The sequence below is a fragment of the Escherichia albertii genome, assembly GCF_028622335.1.
Classification (GTDB): Bacteria; Pseudomonadota; Gammaproteobacteria; order Enterobacterales; family Enterobacteriaceae; genus Escherichia; species Escherichia albertii.
The window spans coordinates 2,270,973-2,290,318 of the sequence record NZ_CP117568.1 but is presented as its reverse complement, the minus strand read 5'-3'; the positions used below and the strand labels follow the sequence as shown (position 1 = coordinate 2,290,318).

Genomic DNA, 19,346 nt, shown 5'->3' with positions numbered 1-19,346 from the left:
CGGGTGTCGGTTACGGTTACCTACATATTTAATCCAGGTTAAGAGGTTTTATAATGCATATTACATACGATCTGCCGGTTGCTATTGATGACATTATTGAAGCAAAACAACGTCTGGCTGGGCGAATTTATAAAACAGGCATGCCTCGCTCTAACTATTTTAGTGAACGTTGCAAAGGTGAAATATTCCTGAAATTTGAAAACATGCAACGTACTGGCTCTTTTAAAATTCGTGGCGCATTTAACAAATTAAGTTCACTTACTGATGCAGAAAAACGCAAAGGCGTGGTGGCGTGTTCCGCAGGCAATCACGCACAAGGGGTTTCACTCTCCTGCGCAATGCTTGGGATCGACGGTAAAGTGGTGATGCCGAAAGGCGCGCCAAAATCTAAAGTCGCGGCAACGTGCGATTACTCTGCTGAAGTGGTGCTGCACGGTGACAACTTCAACGACACTATCGCTAAAGTAAGCGAAATTGTCGAAACGGAAGGTCGCATCTTTATTCCTCCTTATGATGATCCGAAAGTCATTGCCGGTCAGGGAACCATTGGTCTGGAAATTATGGAAGATCTCTATGATGTTGATAACGTGATTGTGCCAATCGGCGGCGGCGGTTTAATTGCTGGTATTGCGGTGGCGATTAAATCTATTAACCCGACTATCCGCGTTATTGGTGTGCAGTCAGAAAACGTTCACGGCATGGCGGCATCTTTCCACTCTGGAGAAATAACCACGCACCGAACTACCGGCACCCTGGCGGATGGTTGTGATGTCGCCCGCCCGGGTAATTTAACTTACGAAATCGTTCGTGAATTAGTCGATGACATTGTACTGGTTAGCGAAGATGAAATCAGAAACAGCATGATTGCTTTAATTCAGCGTAATAAAGTCGTCACCGAAGGCGCTGGCGCTCTGGCATGTGCTGCATTATTAAGCGGTAAATTGGACCAATATATTCAAAACAGAAAAACCGTCAGTATTATTTCCGGCGGAAATATCGATCTTTCTCGCGTCTCTCAAATCACCGGTTTCGTTGACGCTTAATTATCTCGTTGAGGATAGGATATGAGTACTTCAGATAGCATTGTATCCAGCCAGACAAAACAATCGTCCTGGCGTAAATCAGATACCACATGGACGTTAGGTTTGTTTGGTACAGCAATCGGCGCCGGGGTGCTGTTCTTCCCTATCCGCGCAGGTTATGGCGGACTGATCCCGATTCTTTTGATGTTGGTATTGGCATACCCCATTGCATTTTTCTGCCACCGGGCGCTGGCGCGTCTGTGCCTCTCTGGTTCTAACCCTTCCGGCAACATTACGGAAACGGTGGAGGAGCACTTCGGTAAGATGGGCGGGGTAGTTATTACCTTCCTGTACTTCTTCGCAATTTGTCCGCTGTTGTGGATTTATGGCGTCACCATTACCAATACCTTTATGACCTTCTGGGAAAACCAGTTGGGCTTTGCGGCGCTAAACCGTGGCTTTGTGGCGCTGTTCCTGCTGCTGCTGATGGCATTCGTCATCTGGTTTGGTAAAGATTTGATGGTTAAGGTGATGAGCTTCCTGGTGTTTCCGTTTATCGCCTGTCTGGTACTGATCTCTCTGTCACTGATTCCTTACTGGAACTCTGCGGTTATTGATCAAGTTGATCTGAGCAATATCGCGCTGACCGGGCATGATGGCATTCTGGTTACGCTGTGGCTGGGGATTTCCATCATGGTCTTCTCCTTTAACTTCTCGCCCATTGTCTCTTCCTTTGTGGTTTCTAAACGCGAAGAGTATGAAAAAGATTTTGGTCGCGACTTTACCGAGCAGAAATGTTCCCAAATTATCTCCCGCGCCAGCGTGTTGATGGTTGCTGTGGTGATGTTCTTTGCTTTTAGCTGCCTGTTTACTCTGTCTCCGGCAAACATGGCAGAAGCAAAAGCGCAGAATATTCCGGTGCTCTCTTACCTGGCTAACCACTTTGCTTCCATGTCCGGTGAGAAATCGACCTTTGCCACCACGCTGGAATATGCGGCTTCCATCATCGCGTTAGTTGCTATCTTCAAATCTTTCTTTGGTCACTATCTGGGAACACTGGAAGGCCTGAATGGCCTGATTCTGAAGTTCGGTTATAAAGGCGACAAAACCAAAGTATCGATGGGTAAACTGAACACCCTTAGTATGATTTTCATCATGGGTTCCACTTGGGTAGTTGCTTACGCCAACCCAAATATTCTGGACCTGATTGAAGCTATGGGCGCGCCGATTATCGCTTCATTGCTCTGCCTGTTGCCGATGTATGCCATCCGTAAAGCGCCGTCTCTGGCGAAATACCGTGGCCGTCTGGATAACGTGTTTGTCACTGCGATTGGTCTGCTGACCATTCTGAACATCGTATACAAATTGTTTTAATCCGTAATTCAGGATGAGAAAAGAGATGAATGAATTTCCGGTTGTCTTGGTTATTAACTGTGGTTCGTCTTCAATTAAATTTTCCGTACTGGATGCCTGTGATTGTGAAGTATTAATGTCAGGTATTGCCGACGGTATTAACTCGGAAAATGCATTCTTGTCCGTAAATGGAGGAGAGCCAGCTAAGCTGGCTCACCACAGCTACGAAGGTGCGTTGAAGGCAATTGCATTTGAACTGGAAAAACGGAATTTAAATGACAGTGTGGCCTTAATTGGCCACCGCATCGCCCACGGCGGCAGTATTTTTACCGAGTCCGTCATTATTACCGATGAAGTCATTGATAATATCCGTCGCGTTTCTCCATTAGCACCACTACATAATTACGCCAATTTAAGTGGTATTGAATCGGCGCAGCAATTATTCCCGGGTGTCACTCAGGTAGCGGTATTTGATACCAGTTTCCACCAGACAATGGCGCCAGAGGCTTATTTATACGGTCTGCCGTGGAAATATTACGAAGAGTTAGGTGTGCGTCGTTATGGTTTCCACGGCACGTCGCACCGTTATGTTTCTCAGCGCGCCCATTCGCTGCTGGAGCTGGCGGAAGATGACTCTGGCCTGGTTGTGGCGCATCTTGGCAATGGCGCGTCAATCTGCGCAGTTCGTAACGGTCAGAGCGTGGATACGTCGATGGGTATGACGCCGCTGGAAGGCTTGATGATGGGCACGCGCAGTGGTGATGTTGATTTCGGCGCAATGTCCTGGGTGGCGAGCCAAACCCGTCAAAGTCTGAGTGACCTGGAACGTGTAGTGAATAAAGAGTCGGGATTATTAGGTATTTCCGGTCTTTCTTCAGATTTACGTGTTCTGGAAAAAGCCTGGCATGAAGGTCACGAACGCGCGCAACTGGCAATTAAAACCTTTGTTCACCGCATTGCTCGCCATATTGCCGGACATGCCGCTTCGTTACATCGGTTGGATGGCATTATATTCACTGGAGGAATAGGGGAAAATTCAAATTTAATTCGTCGGTTGGTTATGGAGCATTTAGCCGTATTAGGTGTAGAGATTGATGAGGATTTAAATAATCGCTCTAATGCTTATGGCGAACGAATTATTTCCCGCGGAAATGCCCGCGTAACTTGTGCCGTTATTCCGACAAATGAAGAAAAAATGATTGCGTTAGATGCTATTCATTTAGGCAAAGTTAACGCTCCCGCAGAATTTGCATAATTTAGTTGAAGTATTGTAGAGAGATTATTTTCCATGAAGGTAGATATTGATACCAGCGATAAGCTGTACGCCAACGCATGGCTTGGCTTTAAAGGTACGGACTGGAAAGATGAAATTAATGTCCGCGATTTTATTCAACATAACTATACGCCATATGAAGGTGATGAATCTTTCCTCGCCGAAGCGACACCTGCCACCACGGCATTGTGGGAAAAGGTGATGGAAGGAATTCGTATTGAAAACGCGACTCATGCGCCGTTAGATTTCGATACCAATATTGCCACCACCATTACCGCTCATGATGCGGGATATATTGACCAGCCGCTGGAAAAAATTGTTGGCCTGCAAACCGATGCGCCGCTGAAACGCGCGCTGCATCCGTTTGGTGGCATTAACATGATTAAAAGTTCATTCCATGCTTATGGCCGTGAAATGGACAGTGAGTTTGAATACCTGTTTACCGATTTGCGTAAGACCCATAATCAGGGCGTATTTGATGTTTACTCGCCAGATATGTTGCGCTGCCGTAAATCCGGCATACTGACCGGTCTGCCGGACGGTTATGGTCGTGGGCGCATTATTGGTGATTATCGCCGTGTGGCGCTGTATGGCATCCGTTATCTGGTCCGTGAACGCGAGCTGCAATTTGCCGATCTCCAGTCTCGCCTGGAAAAAGGTCAGGATCTTGAAGCGACCATCCGTTTGCGTGAAGAACTGGCGGAGCACCGTCATGCGTTGTTGCAGATTCAGGAAATGGCGGCGAAATATGGCTTCGACATCTCCCGTCCGGCGCAGAATGCCCAGGAAGCGGTGCAGTGGCTCTATTTTGCTTACCTGGCGGCAGTGAAGTCGCAGAATGGTGGTGCGATGTCGCTGGGCCGTACTGCATCGTTCCTCGATATCTACATTGAGCGCGACTTTAAAGCCGGTGTACTCAATGAGCAACAGGCACAGGAACTGATCGACCACTTCATCATGAAGATTCGTATGGTGCGCTTCCTGCGTACGCCGGAATTTGATTCGTTGTTCTCCGGCGACCCCATCTGGGCAACGGAAGTGATCGGTGGAATGGGGCTGGATGGCCGTACGCTGGTGACCAAAAACTCCTTCCGCTATCTGCATACGCTACACACAATGGGGCCAGCGCCGGAACCGAACCTGACTATTCTGTGGTCGGAAGCGTTGCCGATTGCTTTCAAAAAATATGCCGCGCAAGTGTCTATCGTGACTTCCTCTTTGCAGTATGAAAACGATGATCTGATGCGTACTGACTTCAACAGCGACGATTACGCGATTGCCTGTTGCGTCAGCCCAATGGTGATTGGTAAACAAATGCAGTTCTTCGGTGCTCGCGCTAACCTGGCGAAAACGCTGCTGTACGCAATCAACGGTGGGGTGGATGAGAAGCTGAAGATTCAGGTTGGTCCGAAAACGGCTCCGCTGATGGACGATGTGCTGGACTACGACAAGGTGATGGATAGCCTCGACCACTTCATGGATTGGCTGGCTGTGCAGTATATCAGCGCGCTGAATATCATCCATTACATGCACGATAAGTACAGCTATGAAGCCTCGCTGATGGCGCTACACGATCGTGATGTCTATCGTACGATGGCATGTGGCATCGCTGGACTATCGGTGGCGACGGATTCCTTATCTGCTATCAAATATGCCCGTGTGAAACCGATCCGTGACGAAAACGGTCTGGCGGTGGACTTTGAAATTGACGGTGAATATCCGCAGTACGGCAACAACGACGAGCGTGTAGACACCATTGCCTGCGATCTGGTTGAACGCTTTATGAAGAAAATTAAAGCTCTGCCAACTTATCGCAACGCTGTGCCAACTCAGTCGATTCTGACCATCACCTCTAACGTGGTGTACGGGCAGAAAACGGGTAACACGCCAGACGGGCGCCGTGCGGGTACGCCATTCGCGCCGGGCGCTAACCCGATGCACGGTCGTGACCGCAAGGGGGCTGTAGCTTCGCTGACTTCAGTGGCGAAACTGCCGTTTACCTATGCCAAAGATGGGATCTCGTACACCTTCTCCATCGTACCTGCGGCGCTGGGTAAAGAAGATCCAGTACGCAAAACCAACCTTGTTGGCCTACTGGATGGTTATTTCCATCATGAAGCGGATGTCGAAGGCGGCCAGCATCTCAACGTCAACGTTATGAATCGAGAAATGCTGCTCGATGCTATCGAACACCCGGAAAAATACCCCAACCTGACAATCCGTGTCTCTGGTTACGCTGTGCGCTTTAATGCGCTGACCCGTGAACAGCAACAGGATGTGATTTCACGTACCTTTACCCAGGCGCTCTGACGCCGGAGGACATATGAAAAAGATTATCGAAACACAACGTGCGCCAGGCGCAATTGGCCCGTATGTACAGGGCATTGATTTAGGTAGCATGGTATTTACCTCCGGGCAAATCCCGGTTTGCCCGCAGACCGGAGCGATTCCGGCAGACGTTAAAGATCAGGCGCGTTTAAGCCTGGAGAACGTCAAAGAGATCGTGATTGCAGCGGGTTTGACCGTGGGCGATATCGTGAAGATGACGGTGTTCATTACCGATCTGAACGACTTTGCCACCATCAATGAAGTCTATAAGCAGTTCTTTGATGAGCATCAGGCAACTTACCCAACACGTAGCTGCGTGCAGGTCGCTCGTTTGCCAAAAGATGTGAAGCTGGAAATTGAAGCTATCGCGGTACGCAACGCATAAAGCCTCTTGAGCGGGGCGATCGCAAGGTTGCTCCGTTCCTCTTCACAGAATGGCAATCCGAGGGTGTGGGTATGATTAGTGCATTCGATATTTTCAAAATTGGTATTGGTCCCTCCAGTTCGCATACCGTGGGGCCAATGAATGCTGGAAAAAGTTTCATCGACCAACTGGTGAACAGTGGCTTGTTAACCATGACAAGCCACATTATGGTCGATCTTTACGGGTCGTTGTCATTGACGGGTAAAGGCCATGCCACGGATGTCGCCATCATCATGGGGCTGGCGGGAAACAGTCCACAGGATGTTGTTATTGATGAGATCCCTGCATTTATTGAACTCGTGACGTGCAGTAGTCGGCTCCCGGTGGCGGCAGGCGCCCATGTGGTTGATTTTCCGGTGGCAAAGAACATTATTTTTCATCCTGAAATGTTGCCGCGTCATGAGAACGGAATGCGTATTACTGCCTGGAATGGGCAGGAAGAGCTGTTAAGTAAAGTCTATTACTCTGTCGGCGGCGGTTTTATTGTTGAAGAAGAGCACTTTGGGCTGTCGCATGATGTCGAAACGTCCGTGCCTTATGATTTCCACTCAGCAGGCGAACTGCTGAAAATGTGTGATTACAACGGCCTGTCTATTTCTGGTCTGATGATGCAAAACGAGCTGGCGCTGCGCAGCAAGGCGGAGATTGATGCCGGTTTTTCCCGTATCTGGCAGGTAATGCACGATGGCATTGAACGCGGAATGAATACCGAAGGTGTACTGCCTGGCCCGCTCAATGTACCTCGCCGTGCTGTAGCGCTGCGCCGCTTGCTGGTTTCCAGCGACAATATTTCAAACGATCCGATGAACGTTATTGACTGGATCAATATGTATGCACTGGCGGTTAGTGAAGAAAACGCCGCTGGCGGGCGTGTCGTGACAGCACCGACTAACGGCGCTTGCGGTATTATTCCGGCGGTGCTGGCCTATTACGATAAATTTCGTCGTCCGGTTAATGAACGATCTATTGCCCGTTATCTGTTGGCGGCGGGAGCGATTGGCGCACTATATAAAATGAATGCTTCTATTTCCGGGGCGGAAGTCGGCTGTCAGGGGGAAATTGGCGTGGCTTGCTCGATGGCGGCGGCAGGGTTAACCGAACTGCTGGGGGGCAGTCCGGCGCAGGTATGCAATGCGGCGGAAATCGCCATGGAGCATAACCTCGGGCTGACCTGCGATCCGGTTGCCGGGCAGGTGCAAATCCCATGTATTGAACGTAATGCCATCAATGCCGTGAAAGCGGTGAACGCTGCACGGATGGCGATGCGGCGTACTTCTGCTCCACGCGTTTCACTCGATAAAGTGATCGAGACCATGTATGAAACTGGCAAAGATATGAACGATAAATACCGCGAAACCTCACGTGGAGGACTGGCTATTAAAGTGGTCTGCGGCTGATATTACTGTTGGCTATCATCTCTGGGTGCACAAAATGTGCACCCTTTTTTATTGTGATCTGCCGCAAATAGAGAATAAATATTCTTCTGTGTGTTATTTAGTAGAAAAATCTTATCCATCTCCGTTATTTCAAAGTCTTGATTGTGAAGATTTTCTCTGACCTCACGCGTATCATTTCCTTATTCTAATAACTCGCCTGCAAAACGTAGACCGCGTATCGCCTTGATGCGGCTCGGAAAAAAATAATAAGCCCTACAAAAGATTGAGCGAGAACTTATGGAAATTGCAACAGATAAAGGCGTTATTAAAGACGCTTCGACCCCGGCGGGTCGTGCTGGAATGAGTGAGCGTGAGTGGCGTGAAGCGATCAAATTCGACAGTATCGATACCGGCTGGGTGATTATGAGTATCGGTATGGCGATTGGCGCGGGGATTGTTTTTCTCCCGGTGCAGGTCGGTTTGATGGGGTTGTGGGTCTTTTTGCTCTCATCAGTGATTGGTTACCCGGCAATGTATCTGTTTCAGCGGCTGTTTATTAATACGCTGGCAGAATCGCCGGAATGTAAAGATTACCCGAGCGTCATTAGTGGTTATTTAGGCAAAAACTGGGGCATCCTGTTAGGTGCGCTCTATTTCGTGATGTTGGTTATCTGGATGTTTGTTTATTCCACTGCCATCACCAACGATAGCGCCTCCTACCTGCATACCTTTGGCGTGACGGAAAGCGTGCTGTCGGACAATCCGTTATATGGTCTGGTACTGATTTGTATTCTGGTGGCGATCTCTTCGCGTGGCGAGAAGCTGTTATTCAAAATTTCGACCGGCATGGTGTTGACCAAATTATTAGTGGTTGCTGCGCTGGGCGTGTCAATGGTCGGAATGTGGCATTTATATAACGTGGGGGCGCTACCGCCGCTGGGGCTGTTGGTAAAAAACGCCATTATTACGTTGCCGTTTACCCTGACCTCAATTCTGTTTATTCAGACGTTAAGCCCGATGGTGATTTCCTATCGCTCGCGGGAAAAATCGATAGAAGTGGCGCGACACAAGGCGCTACGAGCGATGAATATTGCGTTCGGCATTCTGTTTGTCACCGTCTTTTTCTACGCAGTGTCGTTTACGCTGGCCATGGGGCATGACGAAGCGGTGAAAGCCTATGAACAGAATATTTCTGCGCTGGCGATTGCGGCTCAGTTTATTAGCGGTGACGGTGCTGCATGGGTAAAAGTGGTCAGCGTCATCCTCAATATTTTTGCCGTAATGACCGCGTTTTTTGGGGTTTATTTAGGCTTTCGCGAAGCGACGCAAGGGATCGTCATGAACATCCTGCGCCGCAAAATGCCCGCTGAGAAGATTAACGAAAATCTCGTCCAGCGCGGCATCATGGTTTTCGCCATTTTGCTGGCCTGGAGCGCCATCGTACTGAACGCACCGGTGCTGAGTTTCACCTCTATCTGTAGCCCGATTTTCGGCATGGTAGGTTGCCTGATCCCAGCGTGGCTGGTTTACAAAGTACCGGCATTGCACAAATACAAAGGCATGTCTCTGTACCTGATTATCGTCACTGGCTTGTTGCTTTGTGTTTCTCCGTTCCTGGCATTTTCTTGATTTACCTGAAATTTTAAGGTTTTTATTATGTTTGATTCGACTTTAAATCCGTTATGGCAGCGTTACATCCTCGCCGTTCAGGAGGAAGTAAAACCGGCGTTGGGATGTACTGAACCGATTTCACTGGCGCTGGCGGCGGCGGTTGCTGCGGCAGAACTGGACGGTCCGGTTGAACGTGTAGAAGCCTGGGTTTCACCAAATCTGATGAAAAACGGTCTGGGCGTCACCGTTCCCGGTACAGGAATGGTGGGGCTGCCGATTGCGGCGGCGCTGGGAGCGTTAGGTGGAAATGCCAACGCCGGACTGGAAGTGCTGAAAGGCGCAACAGAGCAGGCTATTGCCGATGCCAAAGCATTGCTGGCGGCGGGTAAAGTCGCGGTTAAAATCCAGGAACCTTGTGATGAAATCCTCTTCTCTCGCGCCAAAGTCTGGAGTGGCGAGAAGTGGGCGTGTGTCACCATCGTCGGCGGACATACCAACATTGTGCATATTGAGACGCACAATGGCGTGGTGTTTACCCAACAGGCATGTGTGACAGAGGGGGAGCAAGAGTCGCCGCTGGCGGTGTTGTCCAAAACGACGCTGGCAGAGATCCTGAAGTTCGTTAATGAAGTGCCGTTCGAAGCGATTCGCTTCATTCTCGATTCTGCAAAGTTAAATGGCGCGCTATCGCAGGAAGGCTTGAGCGGTAACTGGGGCTTGCATATTGGTGCGACGCTGGAAAGACAGTGTGCACGTGGTTTACTGGCGAAAGATCTCTCCTCGGCGATTGTGATTCGTACCAGCGCGGCTTCCGATGCGCGTATGGGGGGCGCAACGCTTCCGGCAATGAGCAACTCTGGTTCCGGTAATCAGGGGATCACCGCGACGCTGCCAGTGGTGGTGGTCGCGGAACACTTTGGCGCGGATGATGAGCGACTGGCGCGCGCGTTGATGCTCTCGCATTTAAGCGCGATTTATATTCATAACCAGTTGCCGCGATTGTCTGCATTGTGTGCCGCGACCACGGCCGCAATGGGCGCCGCTGCCGGGATGGCATGGCTGGTGGACGGGCGTTATGAAACTATCGCAATGGCGATCAGCAGTATGATCGGCGATGTCAGCGGTATGATTTGTGATGGTGCGTCGAACAGTTGTGCGATGAAGGTGTCGACCAGCGCGTCGGCGGCGTGGAAAGCGGTGTTAATGGCGCTGGATGATACCGCCGTGACCGGCAACGAAGGGATTGTGGCGCATGATGTTGAGCAGTCGATTGCCAACTTGTGTGCGCTGGCAAGTCATTCGATGCAGCAAACGGATCGGCAGATTATCGAGATTATGGCGAGCAAGGCCCGGTAAGCGCCTGGTGTTGGTTGACCTGATGCCGGATGCGGTGCTGACGCATCTTATCCGACCTGCGGGTTGCGCAATTTGTTGATGCTGTTGGGTTTTGTACCTGATGCCGGATGCGATGCTGGCGCATCTTATCCGGCCTGCGGATTGTGCAATTTGTTGATGTTGTTGATTTTGTAGGCCGGATAAGGCGTTTACGCCGCATCCGGCAATCTGTCTTTACGCGGCCGCTTCATCCTCGGCTAACCGCGTTTCGGCGTCGGCAACTATCGCTTCCAGCTCGCTTAACATCTCTTCATAACCAAAATTTTTGGTGGTGCGGGCGGTTTCTTTCACCGCAACGGCCTTCACTGGTTGACGCTTTTTCGCCGATTTTTTACTCATCATCATCTCCCTGTAAAAATAACTAGACAGGCAAATCTATCAGTAAAGCGCGCAGTGGGGAATCGGCAACCAGCGTAATGTTAGCCTCGTCACGAATAAACGCACCATCGCCGCAGGTCAATGATGCTCTCTCTTCATGATGCGTAATTGCATGAAATTGACCGTGAATCGATTGCAAATAAGCGCGCGGCCCGTGCAACTGGACATTCGCAATTTCTCCTTTGTCGAGCACGATATGATGTAGCCACACCTGCTGGCGCAGTTTCAGGCTACCCTTCGCGTCATCTGGTGAGGCGATTAACTGTTGCTTATCCATGGTCAGCGTCAGTTTCTGGCGAGGAGGATTCTCACGTTGTGGGCACGCATCCAGCCAAAGCTGCATCCGCGTTAACGGTTTGTCTTTGCTGATGTTATGTTCGCTGTAACTCACGCCCGGCTGGGTAGAAAGCAATAACGCTTCGCCGGCGCAGGCCTGAATGTGGTTGCCTTCGCTATCCCGGTACTCAGCTTCTCCATCCAGAATTACATTCAGGATGTCGACTTTGGGATAGGTACGTGGCTGGAAGGCGGCGCCTGGTGCCAGCACTTCCTGGTTAAGTACGCGCAAGGACGCATAACCTAACAATTTCGGGTCGAAGTAGTGTCCAAAGGAGAAAGTATACCGGGCCTGCAACCATCCGTAGTCTGCTTGTCCACACTGCCTGGCAGTTCGGGTAGTAATCATAATTCTTGACCTCTCTTTACTTCCTTTTATGGTAAGGGGCTGGACGCTACATTGTTAGCCAGATATTCTGCCTGGTATGTTCAAATTTCCTGAATGAGAACGAAATGGCTAAAGAAAGGGCGTTAACGCTGGAAGCACTGCGGGTTATGGATGCGATTGATCGTCGTGGCAGTTTTGCGGCGGCGGCGGATGAGCTGGGACGCGTACCTTCCGCACTCAGCTACACCATGCAAAAACTGGAGGAAGAGCTGGACGTGGTGCTGTTTGACCGCTCGGGCCATCGCACCAAATTCACCAATGTTGGTCGTATGCTGCTGGAGCGGGGACGCGTTCTGCTGGAAGCCGCAGATAAGCTGACCACCGATGCCGAAGCTCTCGCGCGCGGTTGGGAAACACATCTCACTATTGTGACCGAAGCGCTGGTGCCGACGCCTGCTTTTTTCCCGTTAATCGACAAACTGGCGGCAAAAGCCAATACCCAACTGGCAATCATCACTGAGGTGCTGGCGGGAGCGTGGGAGCGGCTGGAGCAGGGGCGTGCGGATATTGTTATCGCGCCGGATATGCATTTTCGCTCCTCGTCGGAGATCAACTCGCGCAAACTTTATACCTTAATGAACGTCTACGTTGCCGCGCCGGATCACCCGATCCATCAGGAGCCAGAGCCGCTTTCGGAAGTGACGCGGGTGAAATATCGTGGTATTGCGGTGGCGGATACCGCCCGTGAGCGTCCGGTATTGACTGTGCAGTTGCTGGACAAACAGCCGCGTTTAACGGTGAGCACTATTGAAGATAAACGTCAGGCATTATTGGCGGGGCTTGGCGTCGCGACGATGCCGTATCCGATGGTCGAAAAAGATATTGCTGAAGGGCGGTTACGCGTAGTCAGCCCGGAATCAACCAGTGAGATAGACATTATTATGGCCTGGCGTCGCGACAGTATGGGGGAAGCAAAATCCTGGTGCTTGCGGGAAATTCCCAAACTTTTTAGTGGAAAATAAATGATTAAGCACCTTGTAAAAAGAGCTTCTGACAAACGCAAAACGGCCTGATGCACTACGCTTATCAGGCCTACGAAGTCACTGCAATATATTGAATTTAGACGATTTTGTAGGCTTGGTAAGGCGTTTACGCCGCATCCGGCGTAAACAAAGCGCACTTTGTCAATAAGCTGAAGCACCTTGTAAAAGGTGCTTCAGCTTTATTCCTGTTCCAGTTTCGGGTCCGGTCCAAATCGGTTGTCACCTGACGTACCCGCCTGACAGTTAAAGATGATAATGATTAGCCAGCCGATAAACGGGATTAAATACAGCAGCACCCACCATGCCGAACGGTCGGTATCGTGCAGGCGACGGAACTGAACTGCCCACCACGGTAAGAACACCAGAATACCGTAAATAGTGGTCAGGATGCCTTCGCCACCGGCGCGCTGCCAGCCTAACATTTTGTCCAGCAGCCCCAGCACGAACGTAAAGATGATATTGACCAGAATAAACATCCAGTACTCTTTGCGTCGCGCACGCCCCCGGAAACCGACATAATTTTTTAGTACTTTCAGATACCAGTCCATTTTTGCCTCAATTTTGCTCAATCATTTGTTTTTAAAGCAGCAAATTAAGAATAGACATGAATGAAACGGCAGTAAATATTAACCCAATGAATTAATTAGGTGCTGTGAAGGTGCGTTGAGACTGATAACAAGCGCAAAATTGCCAGATGCGCTACGCTTATCTGGCCTACGCGATCTTTGCAATATATTGAATGTACAGTATTTTGTAGATTGTATAAGGCGTTCATACTGCATCCGACAGGAATAAGACGTACTCAGCCAACAATATAAGGCACCGCGAAGGGTGCCTGTGGTTAACCGAAGCGAACGTCTCGCCCGTGTGGTTCATCGAGATCCTGCCACGGGCCAATCGAAATAATTCCCGTCGGGTTAATGGTTTTGTGGCTGCGGAAGTAGTGATGACGAATGTGATCAAAATTGACGGTTTCGGCAATCCCCGGTATCTGATAGATATCACGCAGGAAGCCGTACAGGTTCAGGTAATCGCTGATGCGGTGCTTATCACACTTAAAGTGGGTGACATACACCGGATCAAAACGGACCAGCGTAGTCCACAGGCGAATATCGGCCTCGGTTAACTGGTTGCCTGTCAGGTAACGATGCTGACCTAAAATCTGTTCCAGTCGCGCCAGCGATTCAAACACTTTCACCACCGCTTCGTCGTAGGCTTCCTGGCTGGTGGCAAAACCGGCTTTATACACGCCATTATTTACGTTGTCGTAAATCCAGCCGTTAAGTTCGTCAATTTTCGTTTGCAGCGCAGGGGGATAATAATCTCCGGCTTTTGCGCCCAGCGCATCAAACGCAGTATTGAACATGCGGATGATTTCCGCTGATTCGTTGCTGACAATGGTGTGATTCTTTTTGTCCCACAGCACAGGGACAGTGACCCGACCGCTATAGTGCGGATCGGCATGGAGATAAAGCTGATACAGAAATTCGTGTTGATAGAGTGTATCGCCGGTTGCGCCCGGGAAACTGTCATCAAAGGTCCAGCCGTTTTCCAGCATTAGCGGATCCACCACGGAAACAGAGATGAAGGGTTCCAGACCTTTGAGTTTACGCATGATCAGCGTGCGGTGCGCCCACGGGCAGGCGAGTGAAACATAGAGATGGTAACGATCTTTCTCGGCAGCGAAACCACCTTTGCCAGTTGGACCCGGCGCGCCGTCAGCGGTGAGCCAGTTACGAAATGAGGAAGCTGAACGTTGAAATTTACCGCCGGTGGATTTGGTGTCGTACCAGGTGTCATGCCAGACGCCGTCAATCAGTTGACCCATTTTTCTATCCTCCAATTTTAAAACGAGGAGCGTTTCTCCTCGTTTTAAAATTGCTGGCAAACGCAAAACTGCCTGATGCGCTATGCTTATCAGGCCTACGAGGTTTCTGCAATATATTGAATTTGCATGTTTTTGTAGGTCGGATAAGGCGTTCACGCCGCATCCGGCATGAACAACGCGCACTTTGTCAACAATCTGAAACGAGGAGCTTCCCCCTCGTTTTTTATCGTTAAGTATAGCGTGTGCTTACCACTTTTTATTCAGCAAACGGTCGATGCTGTATGCGCCCGGACCGGTGATTGCCAGCAACAAAAATCCGCCGGCGATAGTCAGGTTTTTCATAAACATCAGTGAGTTGACGCCTTCAGCAAAGTTGCTGTGGAACAAAAACGCGGTCAACAGTGTAAAGCCTGCGGTAAATAGCGCAGTGGTGCGTGTCAGGAAACCAAACAGAATTGCCAGACCGCCGCCAAACTCAAGCAGGATCACCAGCGGCAGCATAAAGCCTGGTACGCCCATCGCTTCCATATATTGTTGAGTACCTGCGTAACCGGTGATTTTGCCCCAGCCTGCGGTAATGAACAGAATCGGCATTAAAATGCGTGCTACCAGTACACCAATATCTTCTAATTTTTTCATCTTACTCTCCACTGCACCTGTTCAGGCTGCTGATTGTTTTTTTGTGCAAAGGCGCGGTGTTAGCGTCATTGCTGTCGATGGAGAGAATCATAAACGGGGTGAATGATGATTGTTAGCAAGGAAAACTGTCAGATTTTTTCAAAAAATTTGAGAGATAAGGCCGGAATAGCTCCGGCCAGAGAAGAGGTTAACCGCGAAGTTGTTGCTGATTAATCGTATTTTTAACCAGACGCCAGGCACTCCATACGCCAAAACCACGTCTGGCCCAGCGGACCAGCATATTCGGATGGCGAATCGTCCAGATAGCCATCACGCTGCTACCGACCAATGCCCAGGAGCGCAGATTCAACAGCATATTCCAGCGACGATCATAAGCGCCTGTCGCCTCCAGCCAGTCACGACGGCTGGCTGAAAGGTTCAGCCGTTGTTGCTGGATCTGACTGAGCAGTTGCGCTTTACGACGTTCACGCTCGACTTTACCGCTCATGGGAACTCTCCTCGAGCAGCTGTCGATCGTTTGCCAGTTCACGGCGCGTATGGCGCAGTAAAGTGGATTTCCGCGATTTGCGTAATGTCCAGATGCCGCCAATCAACGCCAGAAGGAACAACACCACGGTGGTGGCAATCATCGCATTCAGACGATATTGCGGATCAACCGCCCAGATAATCAGCACCATCAGGCTCATAAGACCAAAAGCAGTGAAAAGCATCGTCAGGCCGAGCATCAGTAATAGCTGAAAGATATTGGCTTTTTCTTCTTCCAGCTCCACCACTGCCAGCCGTAGACGGGTCTCCACCATTTCGACCATGATGGTGACAATTCGCTGTCCGATGCCCAGAACGCTTTTTCCGGGCCCTTGTGCGTGATGAGTGTCCGCCATAATTAACGACGTGACAGCAGTACGCCCAGCACTACGCCGATGGCAGCGCCGATACCGACGCCCGTCCACGGATTTTCACGCACATATTCATCGGCACGCGCCGCCGCTTCACGGGTCTGTCTGGCAATGGCGTCGCCAGTTTCGCTCAGACGATAACGGCTCTGTTTCAGCGCCTGTTCAGCTTTGCTACGAATCTTACTCAACTCTTCTTTTGACTTCTCGCCTGAGGCGCTTAGCACCTCTTCCAGCGTATCGGACAGGGATTTCAGCTCAGCACGCAGATGCTCCGTAGTGTGTTCTTTCGACATAGTTTTCTCCAGGTGAGTAAGTAGTCACTGTTTTAGGTTAGTAGTCGCGCGCTTCCAGCTGTTTCAGCTCTTCCTGCGCTTCCGCCAGTTTCCTTTCTCGTTTAGCTATCTTATCGGCATCGCCTTTTTGTTTTGCCTGGGCTAAATCATGCTTACGTTCCGCCACCTTATCTTTCTGCTTTGCGATTCTCTTTTGATGATCGGCACGCAACTGGCTATCCGAACAATTCTCCCGAACTTCGCTAAGAGCTTTGTTCAGACCGTCGATACGATTCTGATTGTGATGTTTTTCGGCATAGTTGATTTCCTTGAGGATATTTTGCTCCTTTTCCTGACAAAGGGTAGTGGCATAACTACTGGTGCTGAGAGCAAAAAGAGAAACAGCAAAAGCGATGTGGTATTTCATTCTTGAACCTTCCATTGTGACTTGGCCCCATTACAGAGGGGCGATTGTCCAGATAACAAAGCGGTAGTATTACTTACCGCCTCATTAATCATAGCCAGTAACGACGAAACCACCAGAGGGAGTGATATAATTCGGATTACTGGAAGTTATCCGAAGCGATGGGAGTTGTCCCGCAGCCGGGTCAGCCATTGCATGGCCTGATTATTATCGTCCTGCTGCGCAATGATATAGCCATGAGGTAATGTTCTGTCGAGAACGACTTTTGCGGCGGCACTCTGGTCGCTGGAGTCAAATGTGATGAGCAGAGTGTCGTTTTTGGGGGTGATGCTTTTGAAAGGAATGCCGTGGGCGTCAAGATGATGCCAGATCGAAAAGCCATCTGGCATTGTTGTGCCCTGGTGAACGGCACGGATCGCCAGTGTAGACTCCTGCTGGCGAACCGCTGACCATGCCAGCATCATCGTGCCGACCAGTAATAAAAGAGCTGCGCCTGACCAGGTTAGCTGACGAAGCGACATGCGAGGTATATGCATCCCTTACCCCCGATTTCCATATTTCTTTTTCCATAACACAACCAGAGAACCCGCCAGGCCAAACACCAGCAGAACCACCGGGAGCAGCATCAGGCATGACATCAGCTGATCCTCATACTTCAGGAATACCGGCGTCTTGCCGATCATGTAACCTAAGGTTGTCAGTATTAACACCCACAGAAGGCCGCTCATCCAGTTGAAGAACTGAAAACGTGCGTTATTAAGCCCTGACAGCCCGGCGATTGTAGGCAGCAATGTTCTGACAAATGCGATAAAGCGACCTATCAGCAGCGCCGATAAACCGTGTTTATGAAAAAGATGGTGTGCACGTTGGTGATAGTGCGCAGGCAAGTGAGAAAGCCAGTTTTGTACCGTTCGGGTATTACCCAGCCATCGCCCCTGTATGTAGCTGACCCAGCAGCCGAGGCTGGCGGCAACGGTAAGCAGCATAATTGTTTGCGGGTAGCCCATTGCACCTTTAGCAATCAATACGCCAACCAACACCAGTAAGCTGTCGCCCGGTAAAAAGGCTGCCGGAAGCAAGCCGTTTTCGAGGAACAAAATTACAAACAAGACAAAATACAACATGCCAATCATCGACGGATTGGCCAGTGTTTCAAAATCCTGCGCCCATAAGGCATGCAGTAATTGGGTCAAAAGTTCCATTCATTATTCCTGGTGTATCGGTTAACGCCACGCCGGTTTCAAATGATGCACTCCCGCCAGGTTATTGCTGTTTTTGTGTGAATTGCGGGTCGAGACACCAACACGGCCTGAACCATTCCCTGTTAAAACGTGAGATAAGAAAACATTCAATAGCATAAATTCAAATTGAATCTAATTGTAACAAAGGTCAACGTTGTTCGTTATCAAAATTACATGTCCGGGGAGTCTGATTTTGCGGGTTGAGGGCGAGGGAGGCGAGAGGATTTACACAGGCTGACACTTTATACTTTTCGCTTACCGACAAAGCGAACAGGCGCCTCGTAGCGCCTGTCAGATGGGGATTTTATTTGCTGTTGCTGGTGACCGTGTCGAGATGTACAACCGGGTTTTCCGCGAACAAATAGCGGTCGGCATTGAACTCGAAATCATCACTGGTTTCATTAAATAACATAATCTTCGTATTTTCGAGATGCTGCCACATAGCCAGCTTGGCGGCATGAGGATCTTTGCGAATCAACGCCTTGAGGATTTGATCGTGGTCATCACACCAGTTGTCGACGGTGCGGGAATCAATATGTTCGTGCAGTTTTTTCCAGTACGGGTTATGGCTACGCTGAGTCCACATCTTCTCAACGATAGCCGCCAGAGCAGAGTTCTGCGTCGCCAGGGCCACTTGAATATGGAACTGTAAATCCCACTCGGAGTCACGAAAGCATTGTTCGCCGCGTGCCTGCTCCTGGATCGCCATCAGTTTCATAATGTCCTGTTTGGTCACCTGGGTGGCGGCAAACTCAGCAATATTGCTTTCGATAAGCTGGCGCGCTTGCAGCAACTCAAATGGGCCGTAATTGGCAAATTCCATATTATCGTCAGCGGCCTGATGATGACGAGGCTGATTGGAAACCACATGAATGCCGGAGCCTTTACGGACTTCAACATAGCCTTCGACTTCCAGCATAATGATGGCTTCACGAACCACGGTACGGCTGACGTTTTTCTCATCGGCAATAAAGCGTTCAGCGGGAAGTTTATCACCCACCAGATAGACGCCCTGTTCGATGCGCTCTTTCAGGTCAGCGGCAAGTTGTTGATACAAACGGCGTGGTTCGGTGATTTCCATATGCGCTCCAGGCATGATACGGCAGACTATATTTGTTATACCACTTTTGCGAGATTAGCTCCACTCGCAGTGATTAAAAAGCCGCCTGGAGAAGGCGG

The 19,346-nt window shown here is 50.0% G+C and carries 22 protein-coding genes; 9 read left to right on the top strand and 13 right to left on the bottom strand.

Annotated elements, in window-relative coordinates; all coding sequences use genetic code 11:
* Nucleotides 1–53 precede the first annotated feature (53 nt).
* The 8 genes from tdcB (at nucleotide 54) to cyuA (ending at nucleotide 10,743) form a co-directional block, all read left to right on the top strand.
* Nucleotides 54–1,043, top strand: a complete 990-nt coding sequence (gene tdcB, locus PS053_RS11065) for a bifunctional threonine ammonia-lyase/L-serine ammonia-lyase TdcB (RefSeq protein ID WP_000548353.1) — start codon at nucleotides 54–56, stop codon at nucleotides 1,041–1,043.
* Between the two features lie 21 nt (nucleotides 1,044–1,064).
* Nucleotides 1,065–2,396: a threonine/serine transporter TdcC gene (tdcC, locus tag PS053_RS11060; RefSeq protein ID WP_000107730.1), complete on the top strand. Its 1,332-nt coding sequence runs from the start codon at nucleotides 1,065–1,067 to the stop codon at nucleotides 2,394–2,396.
* Between the two features lie 25 nt (nucleotides 2,397–2,421).
* Nucleotides 2,422–3,630, top strand: a complete 1,209-nt coding sequence (tdcD, locus tag PS053_RS11055) for a propionate kinase (RefSeq protein WP_025238281.1) — start codon at nucleotides 2,422–2,424, stop codon at nucleotides 3,628–3,630.
* Between the two features lie 33 nt (nucleotides 3,631–3,663).
* On the top strand, nucleotides 3,664–5,958 hold the full coding sequence (gene tdcE / locus PS053_RS11050; RefSeq protein ID WP_054410506.1) for a 2-ketobutyrate formate-lyase/pyruvate formate-lyase: 2,295 nt from the start codon (nucleotides 3,664–3,666) through the stop codon (nucleotides 5,956–5,958).
* A gap of 13 nt (nucleotides 5,959–5,971) precedes the next feature.
* Nucleotides 5,972–6,361 (top strand): enamine/imine deaminase, encoded by a 390-nt coding sequence (locus PS053_RS11045; protein WP_025238282.1) that lies wholly within the window; start codon nucleotides 5,972–5,974, stop codon nucleotides 6,359–6,361.
* A gap of 71 nt (nucleotides 6,362–6,432) precedes the next feature.
* Nucleotides 6,433–7,797: an L-serine ammonia-lyase gene (tdcG, locus tag PS053_RS11040; protein ID WP_000622091.1), complete on the top strand. Its 1,365-nt coding sequence runs from the start codon at nucleotides 6,433–6,435 to the stop codon at nucleotides 7,795–7,797.
* 276 nt (nucleotides 7,798–8,073) lie between these two features.
* Nucleotides 8,074–9,405, top strand: a complete 1,332-nt coding sequence (locus PS053_RS11035; protein ID WP_054410504.1) for an SLC5/6 family protein — start codon at nucleotides 8,074–8,076, stop codon at nucleotides 9,403–9,405.
* A gap of 27 nt (nucleotides 9,406–9,432) precedes the next feature.
* Entirely contained in the window at nucleotides 9,433–10,743 is a 1,311-nt protein-coding gene (gene cyuA, locus PS053_RS11030) for a cysteine desulfidase (RefSeq protein ID WP_000460491.1), read from the top strand.
* Between the two features lie 213 nt (nucleotides 10,744–10,956).
* On the opposite strand, the gene yhaL is transcribed toward cyuA, so the two are convergent.
* A complete protein-coding gene (gene yhaL, locus PS053_RS11025; RefSeq protein ID WP_010320436.1) occupies nucleotides 10,957–11,121 on the bottom strand; it encodes a protein YhaL in 165 nt (54 codons plus the stop codon).
* A 22-nt stretch (nucleotides 11,122–11,143) separates the two neighbouring features.
* On the bottom strand, nucleotides 11,144–11,845 hold the full coding sequence (locus PS053_RS11020) for a pirin family protein (protein WP_256878809.1): 702 nt from the start codon (nucleotides 11,843–11,845) through the stop codon (nucleotides 11,144–11,146).
* 104 nt (nucleotides 11,846–11,949) lie between these two features.
* Between PS053_RS11020 and yhaJ the strand changes: the two genes are divergently transcribed.
* Complete coding sequence (gene yhaJ / locus PS053_RS11015) at nucleotides 11,950–12,846, top strand: DNA-binding transcriptional regulator YhaJ (protein ID WP_001041010.1); 897 nt, start codon at nucleotides 11,950–11,952, stop codon at nucleotides 12,844–12,846.
* Nucleotides 12,847–13,046: 200 nt separating this feature from the next.
* On the opposite strand, the gene PS053_RS11010 is transcribed toward yhaJ, so the two are convergent.
* The 11 genes from PS053_RS11010 to exuR all read right to left on the bottom strand — a co-directional run bounded on the left by PS053_RS11010 (nucleotide 13,047) and on the right by exuR (nucleotide 19,248).
* The gene (locus PS053_RS11010; RefSeq protein ID WP_002461055.1) at nucleotides 13,047–13,415 is read right to left on the bottom strand and encodes a DUF805 domain-containing protein; all 369 of its coding nucleotides are present in this window, start codon (nucleotides 13,413–13,415) and stop codon (nucleotides 13,047–13,049) included.
* Between the two features lie 293 nt (nucleotides 13,416–13,708).
* A complete protein-coding gene (gene yqjG, locus PS053_RS11005; protein ID WP_059238192.1) occupies nucleotides 13,709–14,695 on the bottom strand; it encodes a glutathionyl-hydroquinone reductase YqjG in 987 nt (328 codons plus the stop codon).
* Between the two features lie 246 nt (nucleotides 14,696–14,941).
* Nucleotides 14,942–15,334: a DoxX family protein gene (locus PS053_RS11000; protein ID WP_010340709.1), complete on the bottom strand. Its 393-nt coding sequence runs from the start codon at nucleotides 15,332–15,334 to the stop codon at nucleotides 14,942–14,944.
* Between the two features lie 187 nt (nucleotides 15,335–15,521).
* Entirely contained in the window at nucleotides 15,522–15,821 is a 300-nt protein-coding gene (locus tag PS053_RS10995; RefSeq protein WP_000015591.1) for a YqjK-like family protein, read from the bottom strand.
* The gene (locus tag PS053_RS10990) at nucleotides 15,811–16,215 is read right to left on the bottom strand and encodes a phage holin family protein (RefSeq protein WP_054410501.1); all 405 of its coding nucleotides are present in this window, start codon (nucleotides 16,213–16,215) and stop codon (nucleotides 15,811–15,813) included. Before PS053_RS10990 ends, PS053_RS10995 begins: the two co-directional genes overlap by 11 nt.
* Nucleotides 16,216–16,217: 2 nt before the next feature.
* On the bottom strand, nucleotides 16,218–16,523 hold the full coding sequence (locus PS053_RS10985) for an ElaB/YgaM/YqjD family protein (protein WP_000031411.1): 306 nt from the start codon (nucleotides 16,521–16,523) through the stop codon (nucleotides 16,218–16,220).
* Nucleotides 16,524–16,560: 37 nt separating this feature from the next.
* A complete protein-coding gene (locus PS053_RS10980; protein WP_000873707.1) occupies nucleotides 16,561–16,929 on the bottom strand; it encodes a DUF1090 domain-containing protein in 369 nt (122 codons plus the stop codon).
* A 146-nt stretch (nucleotides 16,930–17,075) separates the two neighbouring features.
* Nucleotides 17,076–17,462: an EnvZ/OmpR regulon moderator MzrA gene (gene mzrA / locus PS053_RS10975; RefSeq protein ID WP_000547976.1), complete on the bottom strand. Its 387-nt coding sequence runs from the start codon at nucleotides 17,460–17,462 to the stop codon at nucleotides 17,076–17,078.
* 3 nt (nucleotides 17,463–17,465) lie between these two features.
* On the bottom strand, nucleotides 17,466–18,128 hold the full coding sequence (yqjA, locus tag PS053_RS10970) for a DedA family general envelope maintenance protein YqjA (protein WP_000422135.1): 663 nt from the start codon (nucleotides 18,126–18,128) through the stop codon (nucleotides 17,466–17,468).
* Between the two features lie 21 nt (nucleotides 18,129–18,149).
* On the bottom strand, nucleotides 18,150–18,284 hold the full coding sequence (locus PS053_RS23160; RefSeq protein ID WP_418921613.1) for a hypothetical protein: 135 nt from the start codon (nucleotides 18,282–18,284) through the stop codon (nucleotides 18,150–18,152).
* A 187-nt stretch (nucleotides 18,285–18,471) separates the two neighbouring features.
* Complete coding sequence (gene exuR, locus PS053_RS10965; RefSeq protein WP_000406485.1) at nucleotides 18,472–19,248, bottom strand: transcriptional regulator ExuR; 777 nt, start codon at nucleotides 19,246–19,248, stop codon at nucleotides 18,472–18,474.
* Nucleotides 19,249–19,346: the final 98 nt, after the last annotated feature.

What these genes read in the sequence shown, in the direction of transcription:
- mzrA (WP_000547976.1), bottom strand. Translation starts at nt 17,462, where the DNA reads ATGCATATACCTCGCATGTCGCTTCGTCAGCTAACCTGGTCAGGCGCA.
- PS053_RS10990 (WP_054410501.1), bottom strand. Translation starts at nt 16,215, where the DNA reads ATGGCGGACACTCATCACGCACAAGGGCCCGGAAAAAGCGTTCTGGGC.
- yqjA (WP_000422135.1), bottom strand. Translation starts at nt 18,128, where the DNA reads ATGGAACTTTTGACCCAATTACTGCATGCCTTATGGGCGCAGGATTTT.
- tdcB (WP_000548353.1), top strand. Translation starts at nt 54, where the DNA reads ATGCATATTACATACGATCTGCCGGTTGCTATTGATGACATTATTGAA.
- PS053_RS11000 (WP_010340709.1), bottom strand. Translation starts at nt 15,334, where the DNA reads ATGAAAAAATTAGAAGATATTGGTGTACTGGTAGCACGCATTTTAATG.
- PS053_RS11035 (WP_054410504.1), top strand. Translation starts at nt 8,074, where the DNA reads ATGGAAATTGCAACAGATAAAGGCGTTATTAAAGACGCTTCGACCCCG.
- PS053_RS10980 (WP_000873707.1), bottom strand. Translation starts at nt 16,929, where the DNA reads ATGAAATACCACATCGCTTTTGCTGTTTCTCTTTTTGCTCTCAGCACC.
- yhaL (WP_010320436.1), bottom strand. Translation starts at nt 11,121, where the DNA reads ATGAGTAAAAAATCGGCGAAAAAGCGTCAACCAGTGAAGGCCGTTGCG.
- tdcC (WP_000107730.1), top strand. Translation starts at nt 1,065, where the DNA reads ATGAGTACTTCAGATAGCATTGTATCCAGCCAGACAAAACAATCGTCC.
- tdcD (WP_025238281.1), top strand. Translation starts at nt 2,422, where the DNA reads ATGAATGAATTTCCGGTTGTCTTGGTTATTAACTGTGGTTCGTCTTCA.
- PS053_RS11010 (WP_002461055.1), bottom strand. Translation starts at nt 13,415, where the DNA reads ATGGACTGGTATCTGAAAGTACTAAAAAATTATGTCGGTTTCCGGGGG.
- tdcE (WP_054410506.1), top strand. Translation starts at nt 3,664, where the DNA reads ATGAAGGTAGATATTGATACCAGCGATAAGCTGTACGCCAACGCATGG.
- yqjG (WP_059238192.1), bottom strand. Translation starts at nt 14,695, where the DNA reads ATGGGTCAACTGATTGACGGCGTCTGGCATGACACCTGGTACGACACC.
- PS053_RS11020 (WP_256878809.1), bottom strand. Translation starts at nt 11,845, where the DNA reads ATGATTACTACCCGAACTGCCAGGCAGTGTGGACAAGCAGACTACGGA.
- PS053_RS10985 (WP_000031411.1), bottom strand. Translation starts at nt 16,523, where the DNA reads ATGTCGAAAGAACACACTACGGAGCATCTGCGTGCTGAGCTGAAATCC.
- exuR (WP_000406485.1), bottom strand. Translation starts at nt 19,248, where the DNA reads ATGGAAATCACCGAACCACGCCGTTTGTATCAACAACTTGCCGCTGAC.
- PS053_RS10995 (WP_000015591.1), bottom strand. Translation starts at nt 15,821, where the DNA reads ATGAGCGGTAAAGTCGAGCGTGAACGTCGTAAAGCGCAACTGCTCAGT.
- PS053_RS11045 (WP_025238282.1), top strand. Translation starts at nt 5,972, where the DNA reads ATGAAAAAGATTATCGAAACACAACGTGCGCCAGGCGCAATTGGCCCG.
- tdcG (WP_000622091.1), top strand. Translation starts at nt 6,433, where the DNA reads ATGATTAGTGCATTCGATATTTTCAAAATTGGTATTGGTCCCTCCAGT.
- cyuA (WP_000460491.1), top strand. Translation starts at nt 9,433, where the DNA reads ATGTTTGATTCGACTTTAAATCCGTTATGGCAGCGTTACATCCTCGCC.
- yhaJ (WP_001041010.1), top strand. Translation starts at nt 11,950, where the DNA reads ATGGCTAAAGAAAGGGCGTTAACGCTGGAAGCACTGCGGGTTATGGAT.
- PS053_RS23160 (WP_418921613.1), bottom strand. Translation starts at nt 18,284, where the DNA reads ATGCTATTGAATGTTTTCTTATCTCACGTTTTAACAGGGAATGGTTCA.